Source organism: Streptomyces sp. NPDC102274, assembly GCF_044766385.1.
Lineage (GTDB): Bacteria > Actinomycetota > Actinomycetes > Streptomycetales > Streptomycetaceae > Streptomyces.
The window spans coordinates 18,389-40,647 of record NZ_JBIWLW010000051.1; the positions used below are offsets into that span (position 1 = coordinate 18,389).

General features: G+C 70.8%; 22 protein-coding genes. 9 read left to right on the plus strand and 13 right to left on the minus strand.

Features of this window, described 5'->3' with window-relative positions; all coding sequences use genetic code 11:
* Positions 1-12 precede the first annotated feature (12 nt).
* Genes ACIRQP_RS38185 through ACIRQP_RS38205 form a run of 5 tightly spaced genes read left to right on the plus strand, consistent with a single transcriptional unit; the run spans position 13 to position 5,934 of the window.
* Entirely contained in the window at positions 13-1,917 is a 1,905-nt protein-coding gene (locus tag ACIRQP_RS38185) for an ABC transporter substrate-binding protein (protein WP_403899252.1), read from the plus strand.
* A 3-nt stretch (positions 1,918-1,920) separates the two neighbouring features.
* A complete protein-coding gene (locus tag ACIRQP_RS38190) occupies positions 1,921-2,994 on the plus strand; it encodes an ABC transporter permease (RefSeq protein WP_403899255.1) in 1,074 nt (357 codons plus the stop codon).
* Entirely contained in the window at positions 2,991-3,935 is a 945-nt protein-coding gene (locus ACIRQP_RS38195) for an ABC transporter permease (RefSeq protein ID WP_403899258.1), read from the plus strand. Before ACIRQP_RS38190 ends, ACIRQP_RS38195 begins: the two co-directional genes overlap by 4 nt.
* Entirely contained in the window at positions 3,932-4,924 is a 993-nt protein-coding gene (locus ACIRQP_RS38200) for an ABC transporter ATP-binding protein (RefSeq protein WP_403899260.1), read from the plus strand. Before ACIRQP_RS38195 ends, ACIRQP_RS38200 begins: the two co-directional genes overlap by 4 nt.
* Positions 4,925-4,956: 32 nt before the next feature.
* Entirely contained in the window at positions 4,957-5,934 is a 978-nt protein-coding gene (locus ACIRQP_RS38205; RefSeq protein WP_403899263.1) for an oligopeptide/dipeptide ABC transporter ATP-binding protein, read from the plus strand.
* A 303-nt stretch (positions 5,935-6,237) separates the two neighbouring features.
* Here ACIRQP_RS38205 and ACIRQP_RS38210 read toward each other — a convergent pair whose 3' ends face one another.
* Complete coding sequence (locus ACIRQP_RS38210) at positions 6,238-6,612, minus strand: hypothetical protein (protein ID WP_403899266.1); 375 nt, start codon at positions 6,610-6,612, stop codon at positions 6,238-6,240.
* 100 nt (positions 6,613-6,712) lie between these two features.
* On the opposite strand from ACIRQP_RS38210, the gene sigJ reads away from it, so the two are divergent.
* Positions 6,713-7,651 carry an RNA polymerase sigma factor SigJ gene (sigJ, locus tag ACIRQP_RS38215; protein ID WP_403899269.1) on the plus strand — a complete coding sequence of 313 codons (939 nt, stop codon included), beginning with the start codon at positions 6,713-6,715 and terminating at the stop codon, positions 7,649-7,651.
* A 101-nt stretch (positions 7,652-7,752) separates the two neighbouring features.
* Here sigJ and ACIRQP_RS38220 read toward each other — a convergent pair whose 3' ends face one another.
* The 8 genes from ACIRQP_RS38220 to rimP form a co-directional block, all read right to left on the minus strand.
* Complete coding sequence (locus tag ACIRQP_RS38220; protein WP_403899272.1) at positions 7,753-8,703, minus strand: bifunctional riboflavin kinase/FAD synthetase; 951 nt, start codon at positions 8,701-8,703, stop codon at positions 7,753-7,755.
* Positions 8,704-8,952: 249 nt separating this feature from the next.
* Positions 8,953-9,852 carry a tRNA pseudouridine(55) synthase TruB gene (gene truB / locus ACIRQP_RS38225; protein ID WP_403899274.1) on the minus strand — a complete coding sequence of 300 codons (900 nt, stop codon included), beginning with the start codon at positions 9,850-9,852 and terminating at the stop codon, positions 8,953-8,955.
* On the minus strand, positions 9,849-10,298 hold the full coding sequence (gene rbfA / locus ACIRQP_RS38230) for a 30S ribosome-binding factor RbfA (RefSeq protein WP_351393910.1): 450 nt from the start codon (positions 10,296-10,298) through the stop codon (positions 9,849-9,851). The genes truB and rbfA overlap by 4 nt, the downstream gene beginning before the upstream one ends.
* A 40-nt stretch (positions 10,299-10,338) precedes the next feature.
* A complete protein-coding gene (locus ACIRQP_RS38235; protein ID WP_403899278.1) occupies positions 10,339-10,632 on the minus strand; it encodes a DUF503 domain-containing protein in 294 nt (97 codons plus the stop codon).
* A gap of 139 nt (positions 10,633-10,771) precedes the next feature.
* Positions 10,772-13,903 (minus strand): translation initiation factor IF-2, encoded by a 3,132-nt coding sequence (gene infB, locus ACIRQP_RS38240; protein WP_403899281.1) that lies wholly within the window; start codon positions 13,901-13,903, stop codon positions 10,772-10,774.
* A 149-nt stretch (positions 13,904-14,052) separates the two neighbouring features.
* Positions 14,053-14,343, minus strand: coding sequence for a YlxR family protein (locus ACIRQP_RS38245; RefSeq protein ID WP_403899305.1), 291 nt, complete (start codon positions 14,341-14,343; stop codon positions 14,053-14,055).
* Between the two features lie 157 nt (positions 14,344-14,500).
* Positions 14,501-15,556 carry a transcription termination factor NusA gene (gene nusA, locus ACIRQP_RS38250; RefSeq protein WP_403899284.1) on the minus strand — a complete coding sequence of 352 codons (1,056 nt, stop codon included), beginning with the start codon at positions 15,554-15,556 and terminating at the stop codon, positions 14,501-14,503.
* 2 nt (positions 15,557-15,558) lie between these two features.
* Entirely contained in the window at positions 15,559-16,056 is a 498-nt protein-coding gene (rimP, locus tag ACIRQP_RS38255) for a ribosome maturation factor RimP (protein WP_403899286.1), read from the minus strand.
* A gap of 121 nt (positions 16,057-16,177) precedes the next feature.
* On the opposite strand from rimP, the gene ACIRQP_RS38260 reads away from it, so the two are divergent.
* Genes ACIRQP_RS38260 through ACIRQP_RS38270 form a run of 3 tightly spaced genes read left to right on the plus strand, consistent with a single transcriptional unit; the run spans position 16,178 to position 18,173 of the window.
* The gene (locus tag ACIRQP_RS38260; protein WP_403899289.1) at positions 16,178-16,759 is read left to right on the plus strand and encodes a hypothetical protein; all 582 of its coding nucleotides are present in this window, start codon (positions 16,178-16,180) and stop codon (positions 16,757-16,759) included.
* Positions 16,756-17,214 carry a DUF4439 domain-containing protein gene (locus ACIRQP_RS38265; protein ID WP_403899291.1) on the plus strand — a complete coding sequence of 153 codons (459 nt, stop codon included), beginning with the start codon at positions 16,756-16,758 and terminating at the stop codon, positions 17,212-17,214. The genes ACIRQP_RS38260 and ACIRQP_RS38265 overlap by 4 nt, the downstream gene beginning before the upstream one ends.
* A gap of 32 nt (positions 17,215-17,246) precedes the next feature.
* Positions 17,247-18,173 carry an aminoglycoside phosphotransferase family protein gene (locus ACIRQP_RS38270; RefSeq protein WP_403899294.1) on the plus strand — a complete coding sequence of 309 codons (927 nt, stop codon included), beginning with the start codon at positions 17,247-17,249 and terminating at the stop codon, positions 18,171-18,173.
* Positions 18,174-18,264: 91 nt separating this feature from the next.
* Here the strand turns inward: ACIRQP_RS38270 and ACIRQP_RS38275 are convergent, their stop codons facing one another.
* The 4 genes from ACIRQP_RS38275 to ACIRQP_RS38290 form a co-directional block, all read right to left on the minus strand.
* Entirely contained in the window at positions 18,265-19,956 is a 1,692-nt protein-coding gene (locus ACIRQP_RS38275) for a proline--tRNA ligase (RefSeq protein WP_403899297.1), read from the minus strand.
* Between the two features lie 67 nt (positions 19,957-20,023).
* Complete coding sequence (locus ACIRQP_RS38280; RefSeq protein ID WP_403899300.1) at positions 20,024-20,605, minus strand: GNAT family N-acetyltransferase; 582 nt, start codon at positions 20,603-20,605, stop codon at positions 20,024-20,026.
* 16 nt (positions 20,606-20,621) lie between these two features.
* Positions 20,622-21,464 carry a GNAT family N-acetyltransferase gene (locus ACIRQP_RS38285; RefSeq protein ID WP_403899307.1) on the minus strand — a complete coding sequence of 281 codons (843 nt, stop codon included), beginning with the start codon at positions 21,462-21,464 and terminating at the stop codon, positions 20,622-20,624.
* Between the two features lie 207 nt (positions 21,465-21,671).
* Positions 21,672-22,259 (minus strand): flavodoxin-dependent (E)-4-hydroxy-3-methylbut-2-enyl-diphosphate synthase (locus ACIRQP_RS38290; RefSeq protein WP_403899303.1); only part of this gene is annotated, 588 nt, incomplete at its 5' end.

Here is a 22,259-nt window from a genome sequence, read left to right on the forward strand (position 1 = left end):
GGTCACCGTCCCATGGTCGAAAGAGTCTTCCCGCGCACGCCCCGGCAGCCCAGTCGGCAATCCGCCCGGCAGCCCGCCCGGCAGCCCGTCCGGCAACGCCCCCGTCTCCGTCTGCTCCTGGCCTCCGGTGCCGCCTCCGCCGCGCTCGTGGCCGGGTCCGTGATCCCCCTCAACCCGCTGCTTCCCGCTCCCCAGGAGGCCAGGGCCGCCGACGGCGACAAGGTGCTCACCGTCGCGGTCAGCCAGAGCGTCGACTCCCTCAGCCCGTTCCTGGCCCAGTCATTGGTCAGTACCAGCATCCACCGGCTGACCTACGAGTATCTGACCAACTACGACCCCAAGGACGCGCACACGGTCCCCGGCTTCGCCACCACCTGGAAGCCCTCCGCGGACAAGCTGACGTGGACCTTCACCATCCGCGAGGACTCGAAGTGGTCCGACGGCGTCCAGGCGACCGCCGAGGACGCCGCGTGGACGTTCAACAAGATGATGACGGACGAGAACGCGGCCACCGCCAACGGCAACTTCACCTCCAACTTCAAGAAGGTCACCGCACCCGACCCGGAGACGTTGGTCGTCGAGCTGAACAAGCCTCAGGCCACCATGACGGCACTCGATGTGCCGATCGTGCCCAAGCACATCTGGGAGAAGGTCGGCGACTTCTCCAAGTTCAACAACGACAAGCAGTTCCCGATCGTCGGCAACGGGCCTTTCATCATCACGGACTTCAAGGTCGACCAGTACATCAAGCTCAAGCCGAACAAGGACTTCTGGCGCGGTGCGCCCAAGTTCGACGAGCTGGTCCTCAAGTACTACAAGGACGGGGACGCGGCCGTCGCCGCGCTCCAGAAGGGTGAGGTGTCCTTCGCCTCGGGCCTCACCCCCGCGCAGGCCGCGGCGCTGAAGAACGTCGACAACATCAAGGTCAACGACGCTCCTGGGCGCCGTTTCTACGCGCTCGCCACCAACCCCGGTGCCCGCTCGCAGGACGGCGAGAAGTTCGGGAACGGGCATGCCGCGCTGCTGGATCCGGCGGTCCGCAAGGCGCTGTTCCAGGCCGTCGACCGCAAGACCGTCATCGACAAGGTCTTCCAGGGCCACGCCGTCGAGGGCAAGGGCTATATCCCGCCGCGCTTCAGCGCGTACTTCTGGGAGCCCTCGGCCGACCAGACGATCGCGTACGACCCCGCCGAGGCGGCCCGGACCCTGGACGCGGCCGGCTACCCGAAGAACGCCGCCGGCAAGCGCCTCGGCAAGGACGGCAAACCGCTCGCCTTCCGGATCCTCTGCCATGCCACGGACCCGAACGACAAGGCCATCGGCAAATATCTCCAGGAGTGGTGGGGACAGCTCGGTATCGGGCTGAAGGTCGAATGTCTGGACAATGTCTCCGACCCCTGGCTCGCGGGCGACTACGACCTGGCGTTCGACGGCTGGTCGGTCAACCCCGATCCCGACTACGTCCTCTCCATTCACACGTGCGGTTCGCTCCCCGCCACGCCCAAGGACAGTGGCGCCACGGACAACTTCATCTGCGACAAGCAGTACGACGACCTCTACGCCGAGCAGTCGGTGGAGTACGACCCCGCCAAGCGCGCGGAACTGGTCAAGCAGATGGAATCGCGGCTGTACGACACCGGGTATATGAATGTCATGGCCTACCCGAACGCGGTCGAGGCGTACCGTACCGACCAGATCAAGTCGATCACGACGATGCCGGAGGCCGCCGGCAATCTCTGGGGCCAGGACGGCTACTGGAGTTGGTGGTCCGCGGTGCCGGCCGATGACGGCGGCGGTTCCGGCGGCTCCTCCTCCACCGGTGTGGTGATCGGGATCGGGGCCGCTGTCGTGGTCGCTGCCGCCCTCGGTCTCTTCGTCGTGATGCGTCGCCGTTCCACCGCGGAAGACCGTGAATAACCGATGAGCACCGCAAGCACCCCGGGTGTGGTGCGGGACGCCGTCGACGGCCCGGTGAAGACCGGGCCGTCCGGCTCCGCCCCCACCACCTCGGGCACCAGGACCGCGTATCCGCTCTATGTGGCGGGCAAGCTGGGCGGCGCCGTCGTCTCGCTGCTCGCCGTCCTCGTCACCAGCTTCTTCCTCTTCCGGATCATCCCCGGCGACCCGGTCAAGGCCATGACCCACGGCGTACCGACCTCCGCCGAGCAACTGGCCACGCTGCGCAAGCAGTTCGGGCTCGATCTGCCGCTGTGGCAGCAGTTCACCGACTACTGCGGCCGGGCGCTGACCGGCGATCTCGGCACCTCGTACCAGTTCCACGCGCCGGTCGGTGAGCTGATCGCGGCGAAACTTCCCGCGACACTGCTGCTCACGGGCGTCGCCGTGGTGATCTACTCGGCGCTCGGCCTCTGGCTCGGCACCCGCTCCGCCTGGCGCAACGGCAGCCTGAGCGATCGCCTCAACACCGGTGTGGCGCTGACGCTCTGGTCCGTCCCGTCGTTCTGGCTCGGGCTGCTGCTGATCATCGTCTTCTCGGTGGGCATCGGCCCGATCCCGGGCATGTTCCCCACCGGCGGTATGGAGTCCGGCGACTCCTCCGGGTTCGGTTACGTCCTCGACGTGGCGCACCACATGGTGCTGCCGGTGGCCACCCTGGTCGCGGTCGGGTACGCGCAGACGCTGCTCGTCATGCGGTCGTCGCTGCTGGACGAGATGGGCGGCGACTATCTGACGACGGCGCGGGCCAAGGGCCTGCGGGACGATCTCGTACGACGCCGGCACGCGGTGCCGAACGCCCTGCTGCCCACCGTCACCATGGTCTTCATCAATCTGGGCCATGTGGCGGCCGGTTCGATCCTCGTCGAGACGGTCTTCTCCTGGCCGGGGCTCGGCGGACTGTTCTACCAGGCGCTGAGCGTGCCCGATCTGCCCCTTGTCCAGGGGCTGTTCGTCGTCTTCGCCGGGGCGATGATCCTGATGAACCTCCTCGCCGACCTGCTCTATCCGCTCCTCGATCCCCGGGTGGGCCGATGACCCTGGAGAAGACCCCGCCGCCCTCCGCGCCGCCCGCGGGACCCTCGTCGCCGTCGGCCTCCTCACTCGCCTGGGCCCGCCGACGTGGCTCGGTGACCCGCTTCTGGAAGGAGTACCGGACACACCGCGCCGGACTTCTCGGGCTCGCCGGGCTCGCGTTCATCGCTCTGATCGCCCTCTTCGCGCCGCTGCTCGTGGGCGACGACGTGCGGAGTGTGACCAACGCGCCCGGTACGGCCCTGGAGAAGCCGAGCGGTGAATTCCCGCTCGGTACGGACCAGTTCGGGCGCTCGCTGCTCGGCCTGCTGATCTGGGGCGCCAGGATCTCGCTGACCGTGGGGCTGCTGGCCGCCGCGCTGTCGGTGGCCATCGGCACGCTCGTCGGGGTCATCGCCGGGCACTACGGCGGCTGGTTCGCGACGGTGGTCATGCGGATCACCGACTGGTTCCTGGTGATGCCGACGCTCGTGCTGGCGATCGTCCTCGCGACGGTGATGTCACGGTCCATCTGGACGGTGATCCTCGCGATCGGTGTCACGAGCTGGCCGACCACGGCACGGCTGGTACGGGCCCAGACCATCGCCGTCGAGTCCCGTCCGTACATCGAGCGCGCCCGTGCGCTCGGCGGCGGCCATGGCCACATCATGACGCGCCATGTGCTGCCCAACGTGATGCCGCTGGTGCTCGCCCAGACCACCCTCGGCATCTCCAGCGCCATCCTGACCGAGGCGACGCTCGCCTTCCTCGGCCTCGGCGACCCCCTCATCATCTCCTGGGGCGGCATGCTCCAGGACGCACGCGAGGCGGGCGCGGTCTCCTCGGGACACTGGTGGTATCTGGCACCGCCCGGGATCGCGATCGCGTTCGTCGCGCTCGCCTTCACACTCTGCGGCCGGGCGATCGAGGCCGTGCTCAACCCGAAGCTGGGGGTGTCCCGTTGACCGACACGACACTGCTGGAGATCAAGGACCTCCATGTGACGTACGGCTCCGGTGCCTCCGCCGTACCCGCCGTACGAGGCGTCGACCTCACCGTCGAATCCGGCCGCAAGCTGGGCATCGCCGGTGAGTCGGGGTGCGGCAAGTCCACGCTCGCGCTGGCGCTGCTCCGGCTGCTGCCCGCCTCCGCGCGGCTGTCCGGGGAGATCCTGCTCGACGGCGAGGACGTCCTCACCATGAAGTGGGGCCGGCTGCGCGCCGTTCGGTGGGCGGGGGCGTCCATCGTCTTCCAGGGCGCGATGCACTCGCTCAACGCGGTGCACCGGATCGGGGACCAGATCGCCGAACCGGTGCTGCTGCACCGGCGCACCACCCCCGCCGCGGCCCGCTCGCGCGCCGGCGAACTGCTGGAAATGGTCGGCTTGCCGGCCGCCCGCGCGGACGCCTATCCGCACGAACTCTCCGGCGGACAGCGCCAGCGCGTGATGATCGCGATGGCGCTGGCCTGCGATCCGCGGCTGATCGTCGCGGACGAGCCGACCACCGCCCTCGATGTGATGATCCAGGCGCAGATCCTGCGGCTGATCGAACAGCTCGTCGCGGACCAGGGCATCAGCCTGCTGATGATCAGCCACGACCTGGCGGTCCTCTCGGACACCTGCGACCGGCTCGCCGTGATGTACGCGGGCCGGATCGTCGAGGAGGGTCCGGCGCGTACGGTGTACGACGCGGCCGAGCATCCGTACGGCCGGGCGCTGTCCGCCGCCTTCCCCCGCATCGGGGACCTCGCGTCACGGCGCGCACCACGCGGACTGCCCGGCGACCCGCCGGACCCGTCGGCGCTGCCGTCCGGCTGTACGTTCCATCCGCGCTGCGCGGTCGCACTGGACTCCTGCGCGACCGACGACCAGGAGCTGCGCGAGGCGAGCCCGGACCGCCGGGCGGCGTGCGTACGGGTGGGCTCGACCGCACCCGCGGAGGTACGTCCATGACGGCGTCCGCGACCACCTCTCAGGAGCCACCCATGCCCGCTGCCCCCCTGCTCTCGGCCATCGGGCTGAACGTCACCTTCCCCGGCCGCCGCGGCGCGCCGCCCGCCCGCGCCGTCGACGGGGTCGATCTCGACATCGGCCGCGGCGAGATCGTCGCGCTCGTCGGCGAGTCCGGCTGCGGGAAGACCACGCTGGCGCGGACCCTGCTCGGCCTGGTGCCGCCGACGGGCGGCGGGGTCAGCTTCGCCGGGGAACCGCTGGGGTACGGCTCCCGCACCCTCAAGGCGTACCGCAAGCGGGTCCAGCTCGTACTCCAGGATCCGAGCGGCTCCCTCAACCCGCGCCATACGGTGTACGACGCGGTGGCCGAGGGTCTGCGGATCCACGGCTACCGGGGCGACGAACGCGAAGCCGTCGCCGAGGCGCTCTCCCGCGCCGGTCTGCGACCGCCCGAGCGTTTCTTCCTCCGCTACCCGCACGAACTGTCCGGGGGCCAGCGCCAACGCGTCGTCATCGCGGGCGCGCTGGTCCTGCAGCCGGAACTGATCGTCGCGGACGAGCCGGTGGCGTCCCTGGACGCGTCCGTACGGGGCGAGATCCTGGCGCTCCTGCTCTCCCTGCGCGACGAACTCGGCCTCTCCGCGCTGGTCGTGACGCACGACCTGGGCCTCGCGTGGAACATCGCGGACCGGGTGGCGGTGATGTATCTGGGCCGGATCGTGGAGACCGGTCCGGTCGAGGACATACTGACGAATCCTCAGCATCCGTACACGCGAGCGCTGTTGTCCGTCCTCCCCGAGTCGGACGGCTCCCCGGTCATCCTCACGGGCGAACCCCCGGACCCGTCGCGCATCCCGGCGGGCTGCCGTTTCCACGCGCGGTGCCAGGTGTTGGCGTCGGGGGAGGCGGAGAGGGCGGGGGTGGCGGAGAGGTGCCGTACGGCGGCGCTGCCGGTGCTGACGGGTGGGGCGACTACGCAGGTGGCGTGCCATTGGGTGGGGGCGGGTTAGGGCCTTTCGTTTGGATCAGGCCGGATCAGGGAGCGGGGGCTGGTGCCGTGGATCGCAAGGCGGAGGAGGGAGCCGACGCGGAGGGGCACCTCCCACGCCCTTGAGGCTGTGGGGGAGTCGGCGACTGACGACAACGTGGCGAGGCATGGTACCAGGGCTCGCGAGCCCTGCCTGATCCGAACGAAAGGCCCTAGGTCGCGGGCACGGGGGTGCGGGCGCGTCGTCGTGGGCCGGGGGCCAGGGGCCGTCGGAGTGGTGCGCGAGAAGCGGCCTGGTTGATCCCGGCGGGCCCCGTATCGGACCTCAGCGCCGGGCCAGCGCCAGCACACTCAGACCGAACATCAAAACGCCCAGGGGGAGATGGACCGACGGGACGTGCGCGATGCCGAGCACGACCTGGACCGAGGCGAGTACGAGGAAACCTGACGCGTGCCATACAGGTCGAGGCGAGCCGCCGCCCGGCTTCCACGCCAACACCGCCGCGAGCACATACAGCATCGTCGCCCCGTACATCACACGGGCTCCGACACTGTGCAGCGTCTCTCCGTAGGACGAGGTCAGCAGCAGTCCGGCGGAGACCGCCTGAAGGAAGATGGTCAGGGTCTGCAGGGCGATCGCGATCCGCAGGAACGAGGAGCCTCGCTGTACGTTCGCCGTCGCCGTCACCTGAGTGGCCATGTCACAGTCCCCTTTTCCGCTGTCGGGCAGCAGATCGATAAGGTCTCACCAGCCCGACGACGCGGGCCTGCGAAAGGTAAGGCGAGGGGCGGCCGGAAGCATGGGGACTGTCGGGACCGGCACAGATGAGATAGTCGGCGAGCAACGCCAACTGATCAATGTCGCTTACCGGTTGCTCGGTTCGGTGACCGAGGCCGAGGACGCCGTACAGGATGCCTACGCACGCTGGTACGCGCTGCCACGAAGCCGGCAGGAGGAGATCCTGTCCCCCGGCGCCTGGCTGACGACGGTGACCAGCCGCATCTGCCTGGACTCGCTCGGCTCGGCGCGGGCCCGCCGTGAACGCTATGTCGGCGTGTGGCTGCCCGAGCCACTGCCCGACCGCACCGACCGGGACCACGCGGGCGGCGCCGACCCCACCGGCCCCGCCGACCCCACCGGCCCCGCGGACCCCGCCGACCAGATCGTCCTGGACGAGTCGGTGGCCATGGCCTTCCTCGTCGTCCTGGAGTCGATGACGCCGGCCGAGCGGGTGGCGTTCGTCCTGCACGATGTCTTCCGGTACCCGTTCGCCGAGATCGCCGACGTTCTCGGCCGGACCCCCGCGGCCTGCAAGCAACTGGCCGCCTCCGCCCGGCGGCGGGTGGGCGTCGCGCGCGCTCCGGTGACGGCGACCGGCCGGGCCGACGTGGTGCGGCACGTCAAAGAGGCCTGGGAGACCAAGGACATCGCAGCCCTCGTCGGTCTCCTCAACCCGGCCGCCGTGATGACCGCCGACGGCGGCGGCCTGGTCGGTACCGTCCTGCACCCGGTCGAGGGTGCCGCGCGCATCGCCCAGTACATGGTCGCCGTTGCCGACAAGGCTCCGGGGCTCGAACTCCTGGAGCGGTCGGTCAACGGTGTGCCGGGCCTGGTGGCCCAGCGTGCCGGCGTCGTCATGACCGTAGCCTCGTTCGACGTCTCCGACGGGCGCGTCACCCGGATCTGGGCGGTCCGCAACCCGGAGAAGCTGCGGCCGTGGGCGCGGGTGGCCGACTAAGGGCTGTCCAGCGGCTTCACGCCGATGTCCCGGACGAGGCGGCGGTACTCGTCGTGGTCGTAGCCCCGGTCGCCGAGTACACGGCCCCCCGCCGGAAGGCGCTACGCGTCGTACGCCTCTGTGAGGGCCCGCGACCTCTTCACATCGTCCGTGATCGCTTCCAGCAGCGCCTCGATCGACTCGAACTTCCGCTGCCCCCGCACATACGACAAGAAGTCCACGGTCACATGCAGCCCGTACAGATCCAGCCCCACCCGGTCGATCGCATACGCCTCGACCGTCCGCTCCGTGCCCTCGAACTGCGGGTTCGTCCCCACCGAGATCGCCGCCGGCATCCGTTCCCCGTCCGCCGTGAGCCACCCCGCGTACACCCCGTCCGCCGGGATCGCGGTGTGCGGCAGGGTCTCCACGTTCGCCGTCGGGAAGCCGAGCTCACGTCCGCGCTGCGCCCCGCGTACGACCACGCCCTCCACCCGGTGCGGCCGGCCCAGGATCTCCGCCGCGCCCGCGACGTCGCCCTCGGCGACCAGTCCGCGGGTGAGGGTGGACGAGAAGGGCTCGCCGCCGCCCGCGTCGCCGGTCACATAAAGGTCGACGACCTCGACCTCGTAGTCGTAGGTGACCCCCAGATCGGCGAGGACGGCGACATTTCCGGCGGCCTTGTGGCCGAAGCGGAAGTTCGGGCCCTCGATGACCGCGCGGGCGTGCAACTTGTCGACCAGGACCTTCACGATGAAGTCGGCGGGCGACAGCTTGGAGAACTCGACGGTGAAAGGCAGGATCAGCAGCGCGTCCACCCCCAGGTCCGCCATCAGCTCGGCGCGCCGGTGGTGGGGCGCGAGCAGGGGCGGGTGGCTGCCGGGGCGTACGACCTCGCTGGGGTGCGGGTCGAAGGTCACGACGACCGACTGCACCCCCAGCTCGCGCGCGCGTTCCACGGCCCGTCCGATGATCAGCTGGTGACCGCGGTGCACCCCGTCGTAGGAGCCGATGGTGACGACGCCGCGCCCCCAGTCCTGGGGGATGTCCTCCAACCCACGCCAGCGCTGCACTGTGACCGCTCCTCGCCCGAAACTGTGTACGTCATTGCCGATTACGCAGCTCTAAGACTGCCATGCCCGGCGCCCACGGCCCTCACCGGCACCGGAGAACCCGGCACGGCCGAACACGCCCCTGTGCACCGGGGGTGCGCTCCGAGCGCCCGGCCTGTGGGGTGAGTGGCGGGTGTGGGGTGGACAGACCCTCCTGGGAGGGGGACCGTGGGGCGGGCAGGCGTGCCTGTCCGCCCCACGGTGGAGGGGTCAGCCGAAGACAGCGAGGCTCTTGGCCTTGCCGTTCTGCTCCTCGACCAGCGCCACGAAGCGCCCCTCGGGGTCGAACACGGCCACCGGGCCCGTCGCGTACGAGGGCATGTCCAGCCGCACGCCGTTGAGCAGCAGCTTGGCCCGCCTCTCGTCCACGTCCCAGCGTGCGAACGCCGCGGCGGCGGCCTCGGCGACGGGCATGACGGTCAGCTCCTCCTGGAGCTGGTCGAGCGTCTTCGCCGCGTCGAGCGCGTAGGGGCCCACCCGGGTCCTGCGCAGCGCGGTGAGATGGCCCCCGACCCCGAGGCCGGCGCCGAGGTCGCGGGCGAGGGCGCGGATGTACGTACCGGAGGAGCAGACGACGGAGACGACCAGGTCGAGGACCGGAGTGCCGTCCTCCGCGACCGCCTCGCGGACGTCGTAGAGCCGGAACGAGGAGACGGTCACCGGGCGGGCCGGGATCTCGAACTCCTCGCCGCCGCGCACGCGCGCGTACGACCGCTTGCCGTCGATCTTGATGGCGCTGACCTTGGAAGGCACTTGCATGAGGGCGCCGGTCAGCGCCGCGATCCCGGCGTCGACGGCATCGCGCTTCACCGCGGAGGCGTCGGTCGAGGAGGTGATCTCCCCTTCCGCGTCGTCGGTGACGGTGCTCTGCCCCAGCCTTATCGTGCCGAGGTACTCCTTCTCGGTCAGCGCGAGATGTCCGAGGAGCTTCGTGGCCCGCTCCACGCCGAGGACGAGGACGCCCGTCGCCATGGGGTCGAGGGTGCCGGCGTGGCCGACGCGGCGGGTTCTGGCGATCCCGCGCATCTTGGCGACGACATCGTGCGAAGTGAAGCCCGACGGCTTGTCCACGATGACAAGCCCGTCGGGCGTGGTGTTCTGCTGAGTCATTCCGCGGCGGCGCCGTCCGTGTCGTCCTCGTCGTCCTTGCGGTACGGGTCGGCCCCGGCCGCGTAGGTCTTGCCGGTCGACACCTCCCGTACCTCCGCGTCCTTGGCGCGCGCCTTGTCGAGGAGGTCCTCGATGGTGCGGGCGTTGTCCGGCAGGGCGTCGGGCACGAACGCCAGCGTCGGGGTGAAGCGGACGCCGGTCTGACGGCCCACCTCGGAGCGGAGGACGCCCTTGGCGCTCTCCAGGGCCGCCGCCGAGGCCGCGCGCTCCTCGTCGTCGCCGTAGACCGTGTAGAAGACCGTGGCCTCCCGCAGGTCGCCGGTGACACGGGCGTCCGTGATGGTCACGAAGCCCAGTCGCGGGTCCTTGATACGGCGGTCCAGGGTCTCCGCGACCACGACCTGGATGCGATCGGCCAGCTTGCGGGCCCGCGCGTTGTCGGTCACCGGTCCGTCACTCTTCCTTCTGGGTTTTCTTGTGTACTGGTCAGTCTTCATCGCCGTGCAGACGCCGTCGTACCGACAGCAGCTCCACCTCGGGGTGGCCGGCGACCATGCGCTCGCACCGGTCCAGCACATCCGTGAGGTGCGCCCAGTCACCGGACACCACCGCGAGACCGATCTCGGCCCTGCGATGGAGCTCCTGGCCGCCGGTCTCCGCCACGCTCACCGCGAATTTCCGCTGGAGCTCGGCGACGATGGGCCGGACGACAGAGCGTTTCTCCTTCAACGACCGTACGTCGCCGAGGAGCAGATCGAAGGACAGCGTCCCCACATACATGCGTTTCCGGATCCCCGCCGGTACGGGTTCAGATGCCCTGCCAGCGCTTGGCAGGGGCACAAGAACCGTACACGGAACGGCCGGGGCCGATCGACGGAATATGCGTCCCGTCGACCGGCCCCGGACCGGTTGCCGTGCGTCAGCCGCGCGGCTTCTCGCGCATCTCGTACGTCGCGATGACGTCGTCGATCTTGATGTCGTTGAAGTTTCCGAGGTTGATACCACCCTCGAAGCCTTCGCGGATCTCGGTGACATCGTCCTTGAAGCGGCGCAGACCCTGGATGTTGAGGTCCTCCGCGATGACCTTGCCATCGCGGACGAGCCGGGCCTTGGTGTTCCGCTTGACCTCGCCGGAGCGGATGAGAACACCCGCGATGTTGCCCAGCTTGGACGAGCGGAAGACCTCGCGGATCTCCGCCGTACCGAGCTCGACCTCTTCGTACTCCGGCTTGAGCATGCCCTTGAGGGCGGACTCGATCTCCTCGATCGCCTGGTAGATGACCGAGTAGTACCGGACGTCCACGCCTTCGCGCTCGGCCATCTGCGCGGCACGCCCCGCGGCGCGCACGTTGAAGCCGATCACGATGGCGTCGGAGCCCATGGCCAGGTCGATGTCCGACTCGGTGACCGCACCCACACCGCGGTGCAGGACCCGGATGTCGACCTCGTCGCCGACGTCGAGCTGGAGCAGCGAGGACTCCAGAGCCTCCACCGAACCGGACGCGTCGCCCTTGATGATGAGGTTGAGTTCCTGCACCAGACCGGCCTTGAGGGCCTCGTCCAGGTTCTCCAGGGAGAACCGGACGCCCCTGCGGGCGAAGGCCGCGTTCCGCTCACGAGCGGCACGCTTCTCGGCGATCTGCCGGGCGGTGCGGTCCTCGTCGACCACGAGGAAGTTGTCGCCGGCGCCGGGGACGTTGGTGAGACCCAGGACCAGGACCGGCGTCGACGGCGCCGCTTCCTCAACGTTGTTGCCGTTGTCGTCGAGCATCGCCCGGACCCGGCCGTACGCGTCACCGGCGACCATCGTGTCACCGACGCGCAGCGTGCCGCGCTGGACGAGCACGGTGGCGACGGCGCCGCGACCGCGGTCGAGGTGTGCCTCGATGGCGATACCCTGCGCGTCCTGTTCCGGGTTGGCCCGGAGGTCGAGCGAGGCGTCCGCGGTGAGGACCACGGCCTCCAGCAGGCTGTCGATGTGCAGACCCTGCTTGGCGGAGATGTCGACGAACATGGTGTCGCCGCCGTACTCCTCGGCCACCAGACCGAACTCGGTGAGCTGGCCGCGCACCTTGGTCGGGTCGGCGCCCTCGACGTCGATCTTGTTGACCGCGACCACGATCGGCACGTCGGCCGCCTTGGCGTGGTTCAGCGCCTCGATCGTCTGGGGCATCACACCGTCGTTGGCCGCGACCACCAGGATCGCGATGTCGGTGGACTTGGCACCACGGGCACGCATGGCGGTGAACGCCTCGTGACCCGGGGTGTCGATGAAGGTGATCTTGCGCTCTTCACCGTTGACGTCCGTGGCGACCTGGTACGCACCGATGTGCTGGGTGATACCGCCGGCCTCACCCGCGACGACGTTCGTCTTGCGGATCGCGTCCAGCAGCCTGGTCTTACCGTGGTCGACGTGACCCATGACGGTCACGACCGGCGGACGGGACACGAGGGCTTCCTCGCCGCCCTCGTCCTCGCCGAACTCGATGTCGAAGGACTCGAGCAGCTCGCGGTCCTCCTCCTCGGGGCTGACGATCTCGACGACGTAGTTCATCTCGCCGGCGAGGACCTGGAGGGTCTCGTCGGAGACGGACTGCGTGGCGGTGACCATCTCGCCGAGGTTCATCATCACGGCGACGAGCGACGCCGGGTTGGCGTTGATCTTCTCCGCGAAGTCGGTGAGCGACGCACCGCGCGACAGCCGGACCGTCTGGCCCTGGCCGCGCGGCAGCATCACGCCGCCTACCGACGGGGCCTGCATGGCCTCGTACTCCTGGCGCCTCTGCCGCTTCGACTTACGGCCACGACGGGCGGGCCCGCCGGGACGGCCGAACGCGCCCTGTGTGCCACCACGGCCGCCGGGACCACCCGGACGTCCGCCGAAGCCGGGACGGCCACCGCCGCCACCGAAGCCACCGCCGCCACCGGGACGACCCGGAGCGCCGCCACCGCCGCCGCCACCCGGGCGACCGGCGAAACCGCCACCGCCGCCGCCACCACCGGGACGGCCGGCGAAGCCGCCACCACCGGGACGACCGCCGCCGCCACCGGCACCGCCGGGACGACCGCCGCCACCGGGACCACGGCCACCGCCGGGGCCACCACCGGGACGCGGACCGGCAGCGGGACGCTGCGGCATCATGCCCGGGTTCGGACGGTTACCACCGGGGCCACCGCCGGGACCCGCGGCGCGGGGCGCCTGCGGACGCGGCATACCGCCGGGGGTGGGACGCCCGCTCTGTCCACCGGGACCGGCCTGCGGACGGGGACCGCCCTGACCGGAGCCCTGCGGGCGCGGACCACCGGGGGCACCGGGGCCGCCGGGACGCGGGGCGCCGCCGGGACGGGGCGCCTGCGGGCGCGCCATTCCGGTGGAGCCACCCGAGGTGAAGGGGTTGTTGCCCGGACGCGGGCCCGCGGGGCGGGCACCGGGACGCGGGGCCTGGCCGGGACGCGCACCGCCGGAGCGGCCGCCCTGGCGCTGGTCGCCCTGGCGCTGGTCTCCCTGACGCTGATCGCTCTGGCGCTCACCCTGGCGCTGGTCGCCCTGGCCGCCCGTGGGGCGGTTGGACGGACGCGGGCCGGGGGTGGCACCGGGTCGCGGACTGGCGGCCGGGGCCGCCGGGGGCGCGGTGAACTCCGGGACGGCCGGTGCGACGGGCGCCGGCTTCGGCGCGGCAGCCGCGGGCCGCGGAGCCGGACGCGGACCGGGCGTCGGCGCGACGGAGGGGGTGCTCCTGGGAGCCTCGGCGACGGCCGGCTTGGGGGCCGGGACACCGGGCTTGGGGGCAGCGGGACGAGCCGCCTGCGCCGGGGAGGGCGCGGCGGGCCTGGCAGGGGTCGCCTTGCGGGGCGCCCCGGGCTTGGCAGCGGGCTTGCCGGCGTTGCCGCCGGGCCCCTGCAAAGCGTCAGTCAATTTGCGTACAACCGGCGCCTCGATCGTCGACGACGCCGAACGGACGAATTCACCGAGTTCTTGGAGCTTGGCCATGACGACCTTGCTCTCCACGCCGAACTCCTTGGCGAGTTCGTATACCCGGACCTTAGCCACTTCGCTCCTTTTAGGTCCGGGTTACCGCCGGACCGTCGCTACTTCATGGGCGTACTCATCGCGTACTCATCGAGTGCTCATCGCAATCTCGACCTACTTCCAACTCGCGAGGTACCTGAACCGCACGGGGCTCCGTGCCGTACTTCTTCCTACAGTGCTGCCTGCACTGTGATCGCCTCGACCACCCGGCGCAGCTCCGCGCTGTCGAGCGGTCCCTGGACCCGGAAGGCCCGGGGGAACGCCCGGCGGCGGACCGCCAGATCGAGACAGATCAAGGCGGGGTGCATATACGCACCCCGGCCGGGCAGCGTACCGCGTTGATCGGGAACACATTGTTCTCCGCTCACCACGATGCGCAACAGATCGTTCTTGGCCGCTCGCTCCCGGCAGCCCACGCAGGTTCGCTCAGGGCATGCACGGTCGATCGTCCGGCCAGACACCTTCAAGTCTACCTCCCCGCGCCGACCTCACCCCTCTGGGGCAAGGTTCGAACGCCTACAGCCCGAAAGATCGCGTGGATGCCCGGCGGGGCCCGGTCACGGCGTACCGCGACGGGCCGCCACCGCCGGTCGTTCCTTGATCATTCGAGCCGCATGGTCAGCCGCGGTCGCGACCGCGGTTCCGGTCGTCACGCCCACGGTCCCGGTCGTCGCCGCGGTCGCGGTCGTCGTCCGCCGGCTCCGTGTCCGGCCGGATGTCGATGCGCCAGCCGGTCAGCCGGGCGGCGAGCCGGGCGTTCTGCCCTTCCTTGCCGATCGCCAGCGACAGCTGGTAGTCGGGCACGGTCACGCGCGCGGAGCGGGCGGCCATATCGACCACCTCGACCTTGCTGACCCGGGCCGGCGACAGCGCGTTCGCCACCATCTCGGCGGGGTCGTCCGACCAGTCGACGATGTCGATCTTCTCGCCCAGCAGCTCGGCCATCACATTGCGCACACGCGCGCCCATCGGGCCGATGCAGGCGCCCTTGGCATTGAGACCGGAACGTGTCGACCGTACGGCGATCTTGGTGCGGTGGCCGGCCTCGCGGGCGATCGCCGTGATCTCGACGGAACCGTCCGCGATCTCCGGGACCTCCAGCGCGAAGAGCTTCTTCACCAGATTGGGGTGGGTACGGGACAACGTCACCGACGGCCCGCGCACTCCCCTGGCCACCCTGACCACGTACGTACGCAGCCGAAGGCCGTGGGTGTACTCCTCGCCGGGCACCTGTTCCTGCACCGGAAGGATGGCCTCAAGCTTGTCGTCCAGCTTGACCAGGACGTTCTTCGGGTCCTTGCCCTGCTGGACAAGACCGGCGACGATATCGCCCTCCCGGCGCGCGTACTCGCCGAAGGTGACATCGTTCTCGGCGTCCCGCAGCCGCTGCTGGATGACCTGGCGGGCGGTGGTCGCGGCGATCCGGCCGAAGTCCGACGGGGTGTCGTCGAACTCCTTGGGCTCCTGCCCCTCCTCCAGATCGGCCGGGTCCTCCTTGGCCCAGACCGTGACATGGCCGGTGTCCCGGCTCAGTACGACCCGGGCGCGCCGGTGGCTGCCCTCGGTGCGGTGGTAGGCGATGAGGAGGGCCGATTCGATCGCCTCGACCAGCAGGTCGAAGGGAATCTCCTTCTCTTGTGCCAAGCCCCTCAGGAGCTTCACATCGATGTCCACGGCTACGCCTCCTCTTCCTTCTTGTCCTTGCGGCTGAACTCGATCTCCACGCGCGCCTTGTCGATCCCCGCGAACTCGATCCGGCGGGCGGTGGGCTTACGCCCCTTCACGCCCGGGACTTCGAGGTCGAGCCCCTCGTCGTCGACGGTGAGAATGCGTGCCACCAGCTCGCCGTCCTCGCGGAGCTGGAACCTGGCCAGCCGGCCCACGGCGCGCGCATAGTGGCGGTGCTCGGTCAGCGGGCGCTCCGCCCCGGGGGAGGTCACTTCGAGCTGGTACTCGTCCTCGCCCATCGCGTCCGTCTCGTCGAGCTTGTCGGAGATGGAGCGGCTCAGCTCGGCGCACTCGTCGAGGTCCACGCCCTCGTCGGAATCCACCACGATCCTCAGCACACGACGCCTGCCTGCCCGGGACACCTCGATCTCTTCCAGATCCAGGTCCTTCGCGCTGACGAGCGGTTCCAGCAGTCCGCGCAGCCTTTCGCTCTGGGTGGTGCTCATCCGGGTGACTCCTCGGCCGCGTGTGCTGTTGTGGGATCGTCGCGTGTCAGATCAAAGGGTATCCGGTCCCAAGGGGTGTTGCCGTCCACCTGGGGGTGACCCGCGGGTACGCTCGCCTGCGGTGATCATCGCGAAGCCCGAGGAGAGACGCGTGGGGCGCACGGGGACGACACGGAGGCATGCGCTGATGGCCGCGGGCGCCACGACGGCCGGTCTCCTGACCGGCTGTACCCAGGATTCCCCGGCCGAGGACAGCCCGGCGGGAATCGCGCGCGCGGCCGAGGCCGAGCGCGCGCTGCGGGTGCGCGCGGCCGGTACCAGCCGGGAGTTGCTGAGGCAGTACGACGCCGTGCTGACGCGGCACCCCGGGCAGCGTGAGCGGCTGGCTCCGCTACGGGCGGCGGTCGTACGGCAGTTGGCGGCGCTGGCCCCGGAACCGTCCGAGTCCGCGAGCCCGGCCGCGTCGCCGTCCACCGCTCCGTCCGTGTCCGTCACGGCCGCGGCCCCGGCGCCCGGCTCGCCGGCCGTCCCGGCGGAACCCGCGGCGGCTCTCAGGGCGCTGGCCGCGACCGAGCGCCGTACCAGCGACGCGCACACCGCGACGCTCATGGAAGCGCCCCCCGAGCTGGCCCGGCTGCTGGCCTCGCTCGCGGCGGCGAGCGCGGCCCACGCCTATCTGCTGACGGAAGGATCCCGCTCATGAGCACGGCGCGGACGGCAGGCACGGCAACCGGAGCGAGCGGTGGTGCGCTGGACGCCGCGCAGGCCGCGCTCGCCGCGGAGCACGCCGCGGTGTACGGGTACGGGGTCGTCGGCGGTCGCGTCGGCGGCGCACGCCGGAGCGAGGCCGGCAGCGCGCACGCGTCGCACCGGGCCCGGCGCGACGCGCTGGCGCGGACCGTACGGGACCTGGGCGGCACGCCCGCCGCCGCGGCCCCCGCGTACGCCCTGCCCTTCCCCGTACCGGACTCCGCCGCCGCCGTACGGCTGGCCGCCGATCTGGAGGACCGGGTCGCGGGCGTCTACTCCGATCTCGTACGGGCCGCGGAGGGCCCCCTGCGGCGGGAGGCGGCGGGCGCGCTGCGCGAGGCCGCCGTGCGCGCGGTGCGCTGGCGCGGGACCGGCGTAGCCTTTCCTGGGCTCGCCGAGCGCGCGTGAGCCCGTGAGCTCGGAAAGGGAACAACGCACGTATGGGTTTCGAACCGCCGCGGCGTCTGGTGTGCACGCTCGGCGAGAGGTACGGGGAGACCACCGCCACCGCGTGGCTGGAGCGGCTGCCCGGCATCGCCGGTGAGGCGGTCGCCCGGCGGCAGCTGGAGGTCGAGCGGGTGATCGCGCCGGGCGGCCGGAGCGGTCTGGTGCTGCTCGTACGGCGGTCCGACGGCTCCCCGGCGACACTCAAGATCGTCCCGCCGTTCGCGGCTCCCTCGCTGGAACGGGCGGCGCTGGCGCACTGGAAGGGCTGGGGAGCGGCCGAGCTGCTCGACACCGGGGACGACGACGGCACCGACGCCCCGGACTCCGCCGGTGGCGCGCTGCTCCTGGAGCGGCTGCATCCCGAGGTGTCGCTGCGCTCCCTGCCGGAGGCGAAGTCGCTGCTCGAAGCGGCGGGTACGGTGCGCCGGCTATGGGTCGACCCGCCCGGCGACCATGGCTTCGAGACGGTGGCCGAGCGGACCGCGCGGGAAGCGGCGGCGCTGCGGACGACGGCCGACGACACGCTCGCGCCGCTGGTGTCGGCGGCGCTGGCGGCGCGCGACGAACTCTGCGCCTCCGCCGCCGAGGTACGGCTTCTGCACGGCGCCTTCGGCCAGGGCAAGGTGCTCGCCGGTGACCGCGCGCCCTGGCTCGCGGTCGGTCCGGAACCGCTGGTCGGTGAGCGCGCCTACGATCTGGCCCGGCTGGTGCGCGACCGGGTCGAGGACCTGGTGGCGGCCTCGTCGGGAGCGTCCTCGGCCCGTCGCCGGGTCAACAGGCTGGCCGATTCGCTGGACCTGGACCGGGAACGGGTGCGTGGGTGGACGCTGTTCCGGGCGGTGGAGTCGGGGGTGCGCACGCTTCGGGCGGGCCGTCGGCAGAGTGCGGAGCTGCTGCTGGAGTTCGCGGGCTGGCTGTAGGCCCCCGTCTCTGGACGATTTCCGCACCGGACGGGCTGGGTACCTCGCGGGACGGGCTCGGCATGCGAGCCCGTCCCGCGATGAGCGCCGGTCAGGCAGTCAGGCGCGCGATCGCCTCCGCGACGGTCAGTTCCTCGCGCTCGCCCGTACGGCGGTCCTTCAGCTCCAGGACGCCTTCGGCCGAGCGGCGGCCCGCCACCAGGATCTTGGGGACACCGATCAGTTCGGCGTCGGTGAACTTCACGCCCGGCGAGACCCCGGGGCGCTCGTCCACCAGCACCCGCAGACCGGCCGCCGACAGTTGCTCGGAGACGTCCAGCGCCAGTTCCGTCTGGAGCGCCTTGCCCGCCGCGACGACATGCACGTCCGCCGGGGCGATCTCGCGGGGCCAGCACAGTCCCTGCTCGTCGGCGCTCTGCTCGGCCAGGGCCGCCACCGCACGCGAGACGCCGATGCCGTACGAGCCCATGGTCACGCGGACCGGCTTGCCCTGCTGGCCGAGGACATCGAGCTGGAAGGTGTCGGCGTACTTGCGGCCGAGCTGGAAGATATGGCCGATCTCGATCGCGCGGTCGAGCTTGAGACCCGTACCGCAGACCGGGCAGGGGTCGCCCTCTTCGACGACGACCACGTCCAGATAGTCGTCGACCTCGAAGTCCCGTCCGCAGACCACATCGCGCGCGTGGGTGCCGGGCTTGTTGGCGCCGGTGATCCAGGCGGTGCCGAGCGCGACCCGGGGGTCCGCGATGTAGCGGATCTTGAGGCCCTGCGGGCCGACATAGCCCCGTACGAGCTCGGGCCGGTCCTCGAAGTCCTCGGCCGTCACCAGCTCCACCACCGCGGGCGCGAGGTGTTCGCCGAGCTTGCCGAGATCCACCTCGCGGTCACCGGGGACGCCGACAGCCGTGATCTCGCCGTCGACCTTCACGAGCAGGTTCTTCAGGGTCGCCGAGGCCGGCACCCCGAGGAACGCGGCGAGCGTCTCGATGGTCGGGGTGTCGGGGGTGTCCAGCTCCTCGACCGGGCCGGGCTCGGTCTCCACGGGCACGGGCGCGACGAAGGTGACCGCCTCCGTATTGGCGGCGTAGTCACAGGCGGGGCAGTCCACGAAGGTGTCCTCGCCGGCCGCGGCGGGAGCCAGGAACTCCTCGGAGGCGGAGCCGCCCATCGCGCCGGAGACCGCTGAGACGATACGGAAGTCGAGGCCGAGGCGCGCGAAGATCTTCTGGTACGCCTCGCGGTGCAGCGCGTACGACTCGGCCAGGCCCTCGTCCGTGGTGTCGAAGGAGTACGAGTCCTTCATGTGGAACTCACGGCCGCGCAGCACACCGGAGCGCGGCCGGGCCTCGTCCCGGTACTTCGTCTGGATCTGGTAGAGCATCACCGGCAGGTCCTTGTAGGACGTGCACTGGTCCTTCACGACCTGGGTGAAGATCTCCTCGTGCGTGGGGCCCAGCAGATAGTCGCCGCCCTTGCGGTCCTTGAGGCGGAACAGCAGGTCGCCGTACTCCGCCCACCGGCCGCTGGCCTCGTACGGCTCCCTGGGCAGCAGCGCGGGCAGCAGCACCTCCTGCGCGCCGATGGCGTCCATCTCCTCGCGGACGACGCGCGAGATGTTGTCGAGGACCTTCTTGCCCAGCGGCAGCCAGCTCCAGATGCCGGCGGACGTACGGCGGACATAGCCCGCGCGGACGAGCAGCTTGTGGCTGAGCGTCTCGGCGTCCGCCGGGTCGTCGCGCAATGTCTTGACCATCAAACGGGACATGCGCTGGACCTGGGACATGGGGAGCACTCCTGCGTTCTCTCGGCTGATGCCAGGAGGTTAACCGGGGCACGCCCGCGGGCGGAAATCAGTTGTCCGCGCCGCCCGCCCTGCGCAGCGGGAGCGGGGCGCCCATCACGGCGTACGGCTTGGGGGCGCTGGGGAAGTGGACCTGGCGGGCCAGGTCCGTGTAGCCGAGCGCGCGGTAGAGACGGCGTGCCGGGCTCTCGATGTCGATCGCGGACAGGATCGACTTGGGTTCACCGGCGCTGTCGGTGATCGCGGTGATCAGGGCGCGGCCGATGCCCCGGGCCTGGAACTCCGGGTGGACATGCAGCTCGGTGATCACGAAGGAGTCGACGAGCCACCCCTCGGAGCCGGTGGCGCGCAGATACGGCTCGACGATGGTGGACCACCAGTGGGCGCGGTCATTGGGCAGGCCGTAGACGAAGCCGACGAGCCGGCCGGCCGCGGTGGTCGCGCCGAGGGCGCGGGAGCCGCGCAGCAGCAGATGCCGGAGCACGATGTGGCGGCGTACCTCGATCTCGTCGTCGCTGAGCCCGAAGGCGAGGGCCTGTACGGCGAGCGCCTCATCGACGCGTGCGGCGAGATCTACCGGCCCTACCCGTACGTCGGGGGTGCGGGGGCTGCCCCCGGAAATGCTCAGCATGGGCCGAACCCTACTTTCAGAACAGCACGCTCATGAAGGCACCCACTTCACGGAAACCCACCCGGCGGTACGCGGCTCTGGCGGGGGTGTTGTAGTCGTTCACGTACAGGCTCACGACGGGCGCCACATCGGCCAGCGCGTACCTTACGACCGCCGCCATGCCCGCCTCGGACAGGCCGCGGCCGCGGAATTCGGGGTCGACCCAGACGCCCTGGATCTGGCAGGCCCGGGGGGTGGCGGCGCCGATCTCGGCCTTGAAGGTGACCCTGCCGTCGTCGATACGGGCGAACGACCGTCCCGCGCCGACGAGTTCGGCGACACGCGCCTGGTAGAGCAGTCCGCCGTCACCGGCGAGCGGCGAGACACCGACCTCCTCGGTGAACATCGCCACGCAGGCGGGCATGATCACTTCCAGCTCGGCCTTGTGGATACGGCGGACGAGGGGGTCGGGCGCGACCGTGGCGGGAACCTGCTCGGTGACCATCAGCGGCTGGTGGGCGCGGATCTCGCGGGCCGGCCCCCAGCTCGGCTCGAGCAGCCGCCACAGCTGGGCGGTGGGCTCGGCGGGGCCGACTATCGAGGAACAGCGCCGGCCCGCCCTGCGGGCCCGGTCGGCGAAGGCGCTCACGGCCTCGGGGGTGGCGCAGATGGGTACGAGATTGGCGCCGGAGTAGCAGAGCGAACGCAGCCGCCCGTCCGCGTACCAGCCCCACATCTCGCCACCGAGGCGCCAGGGGTCGAGCCCCGCGACCCGTACGCGGGACGTCACGAAGGTGTTTTCGACGGGCTCGCTCTCCAGGATGGCGAGCGCGGCGTCAAGTTCGCGGGGTTCGAGGACCCGGGTGGTGGTCTGCGTCAACACGAGGGGGCCTCACCATACGTCTGCTGATCTCCGCACTGTACCCGGCCCCTTCCCGGTATGCCGCTCATCGGAGCGAGATCCGGTATCGCCGCAGGTCAGAGCGTGAAGGGGCCCGCAGCCGATGCCCGGGTGGGCGGTGGCTGCGGGCCCCGTCGCGAACATATGTCCATGGCCGGACACGGTGGCCGGACACGAGGGGCGCGGTCAGCTGACGGAGACCTCGGGCTCGCCCGAGGCGATGCCGTCCTTCTCCATCTGCTCCGCGATCTTCATGGCCTCGTCGATGAGGGTCTCCACGATCTTCGATTCCGGGACGGTCTTGATGACCTCGCCCTTGACGAAGATCTGGCCCTTGCCATTGCCGGACGCGACACCGAGATCGGCCTCACGGGCCTCGCCGGGACCGTTCACGACACACCCCATGACGGCCACGCGCAGCGGGACCTCCATGCCCTCCAGACCGGCCGTCACCTCATCGGCGAGCTTGTAGACATCGACCTGCGCCCGGCCGCAGGACGGACACGAGACGATCTCCAGCCGACGCTGGCGCAGATTGAGCGACTCCAGGATCTGGATGCCGACCTTGACCTCCTCCGCCGGCGGGGCGGAGAGCGAGACCCGGATCGTGTCGCCGATCCCCTCCGACAACAGCGCGCCGAAGGCCACCGCGGACTTGATGGTGCCCTGGAACGCGGGTCCCGCCTCGGTGACCCCGAGGTGCAGCGGGTAGTCGCACCGCGCCGCCAGCTGCCGGTACGCGTTGACCATGATCACCGGGTCGTTGTGCTTCAC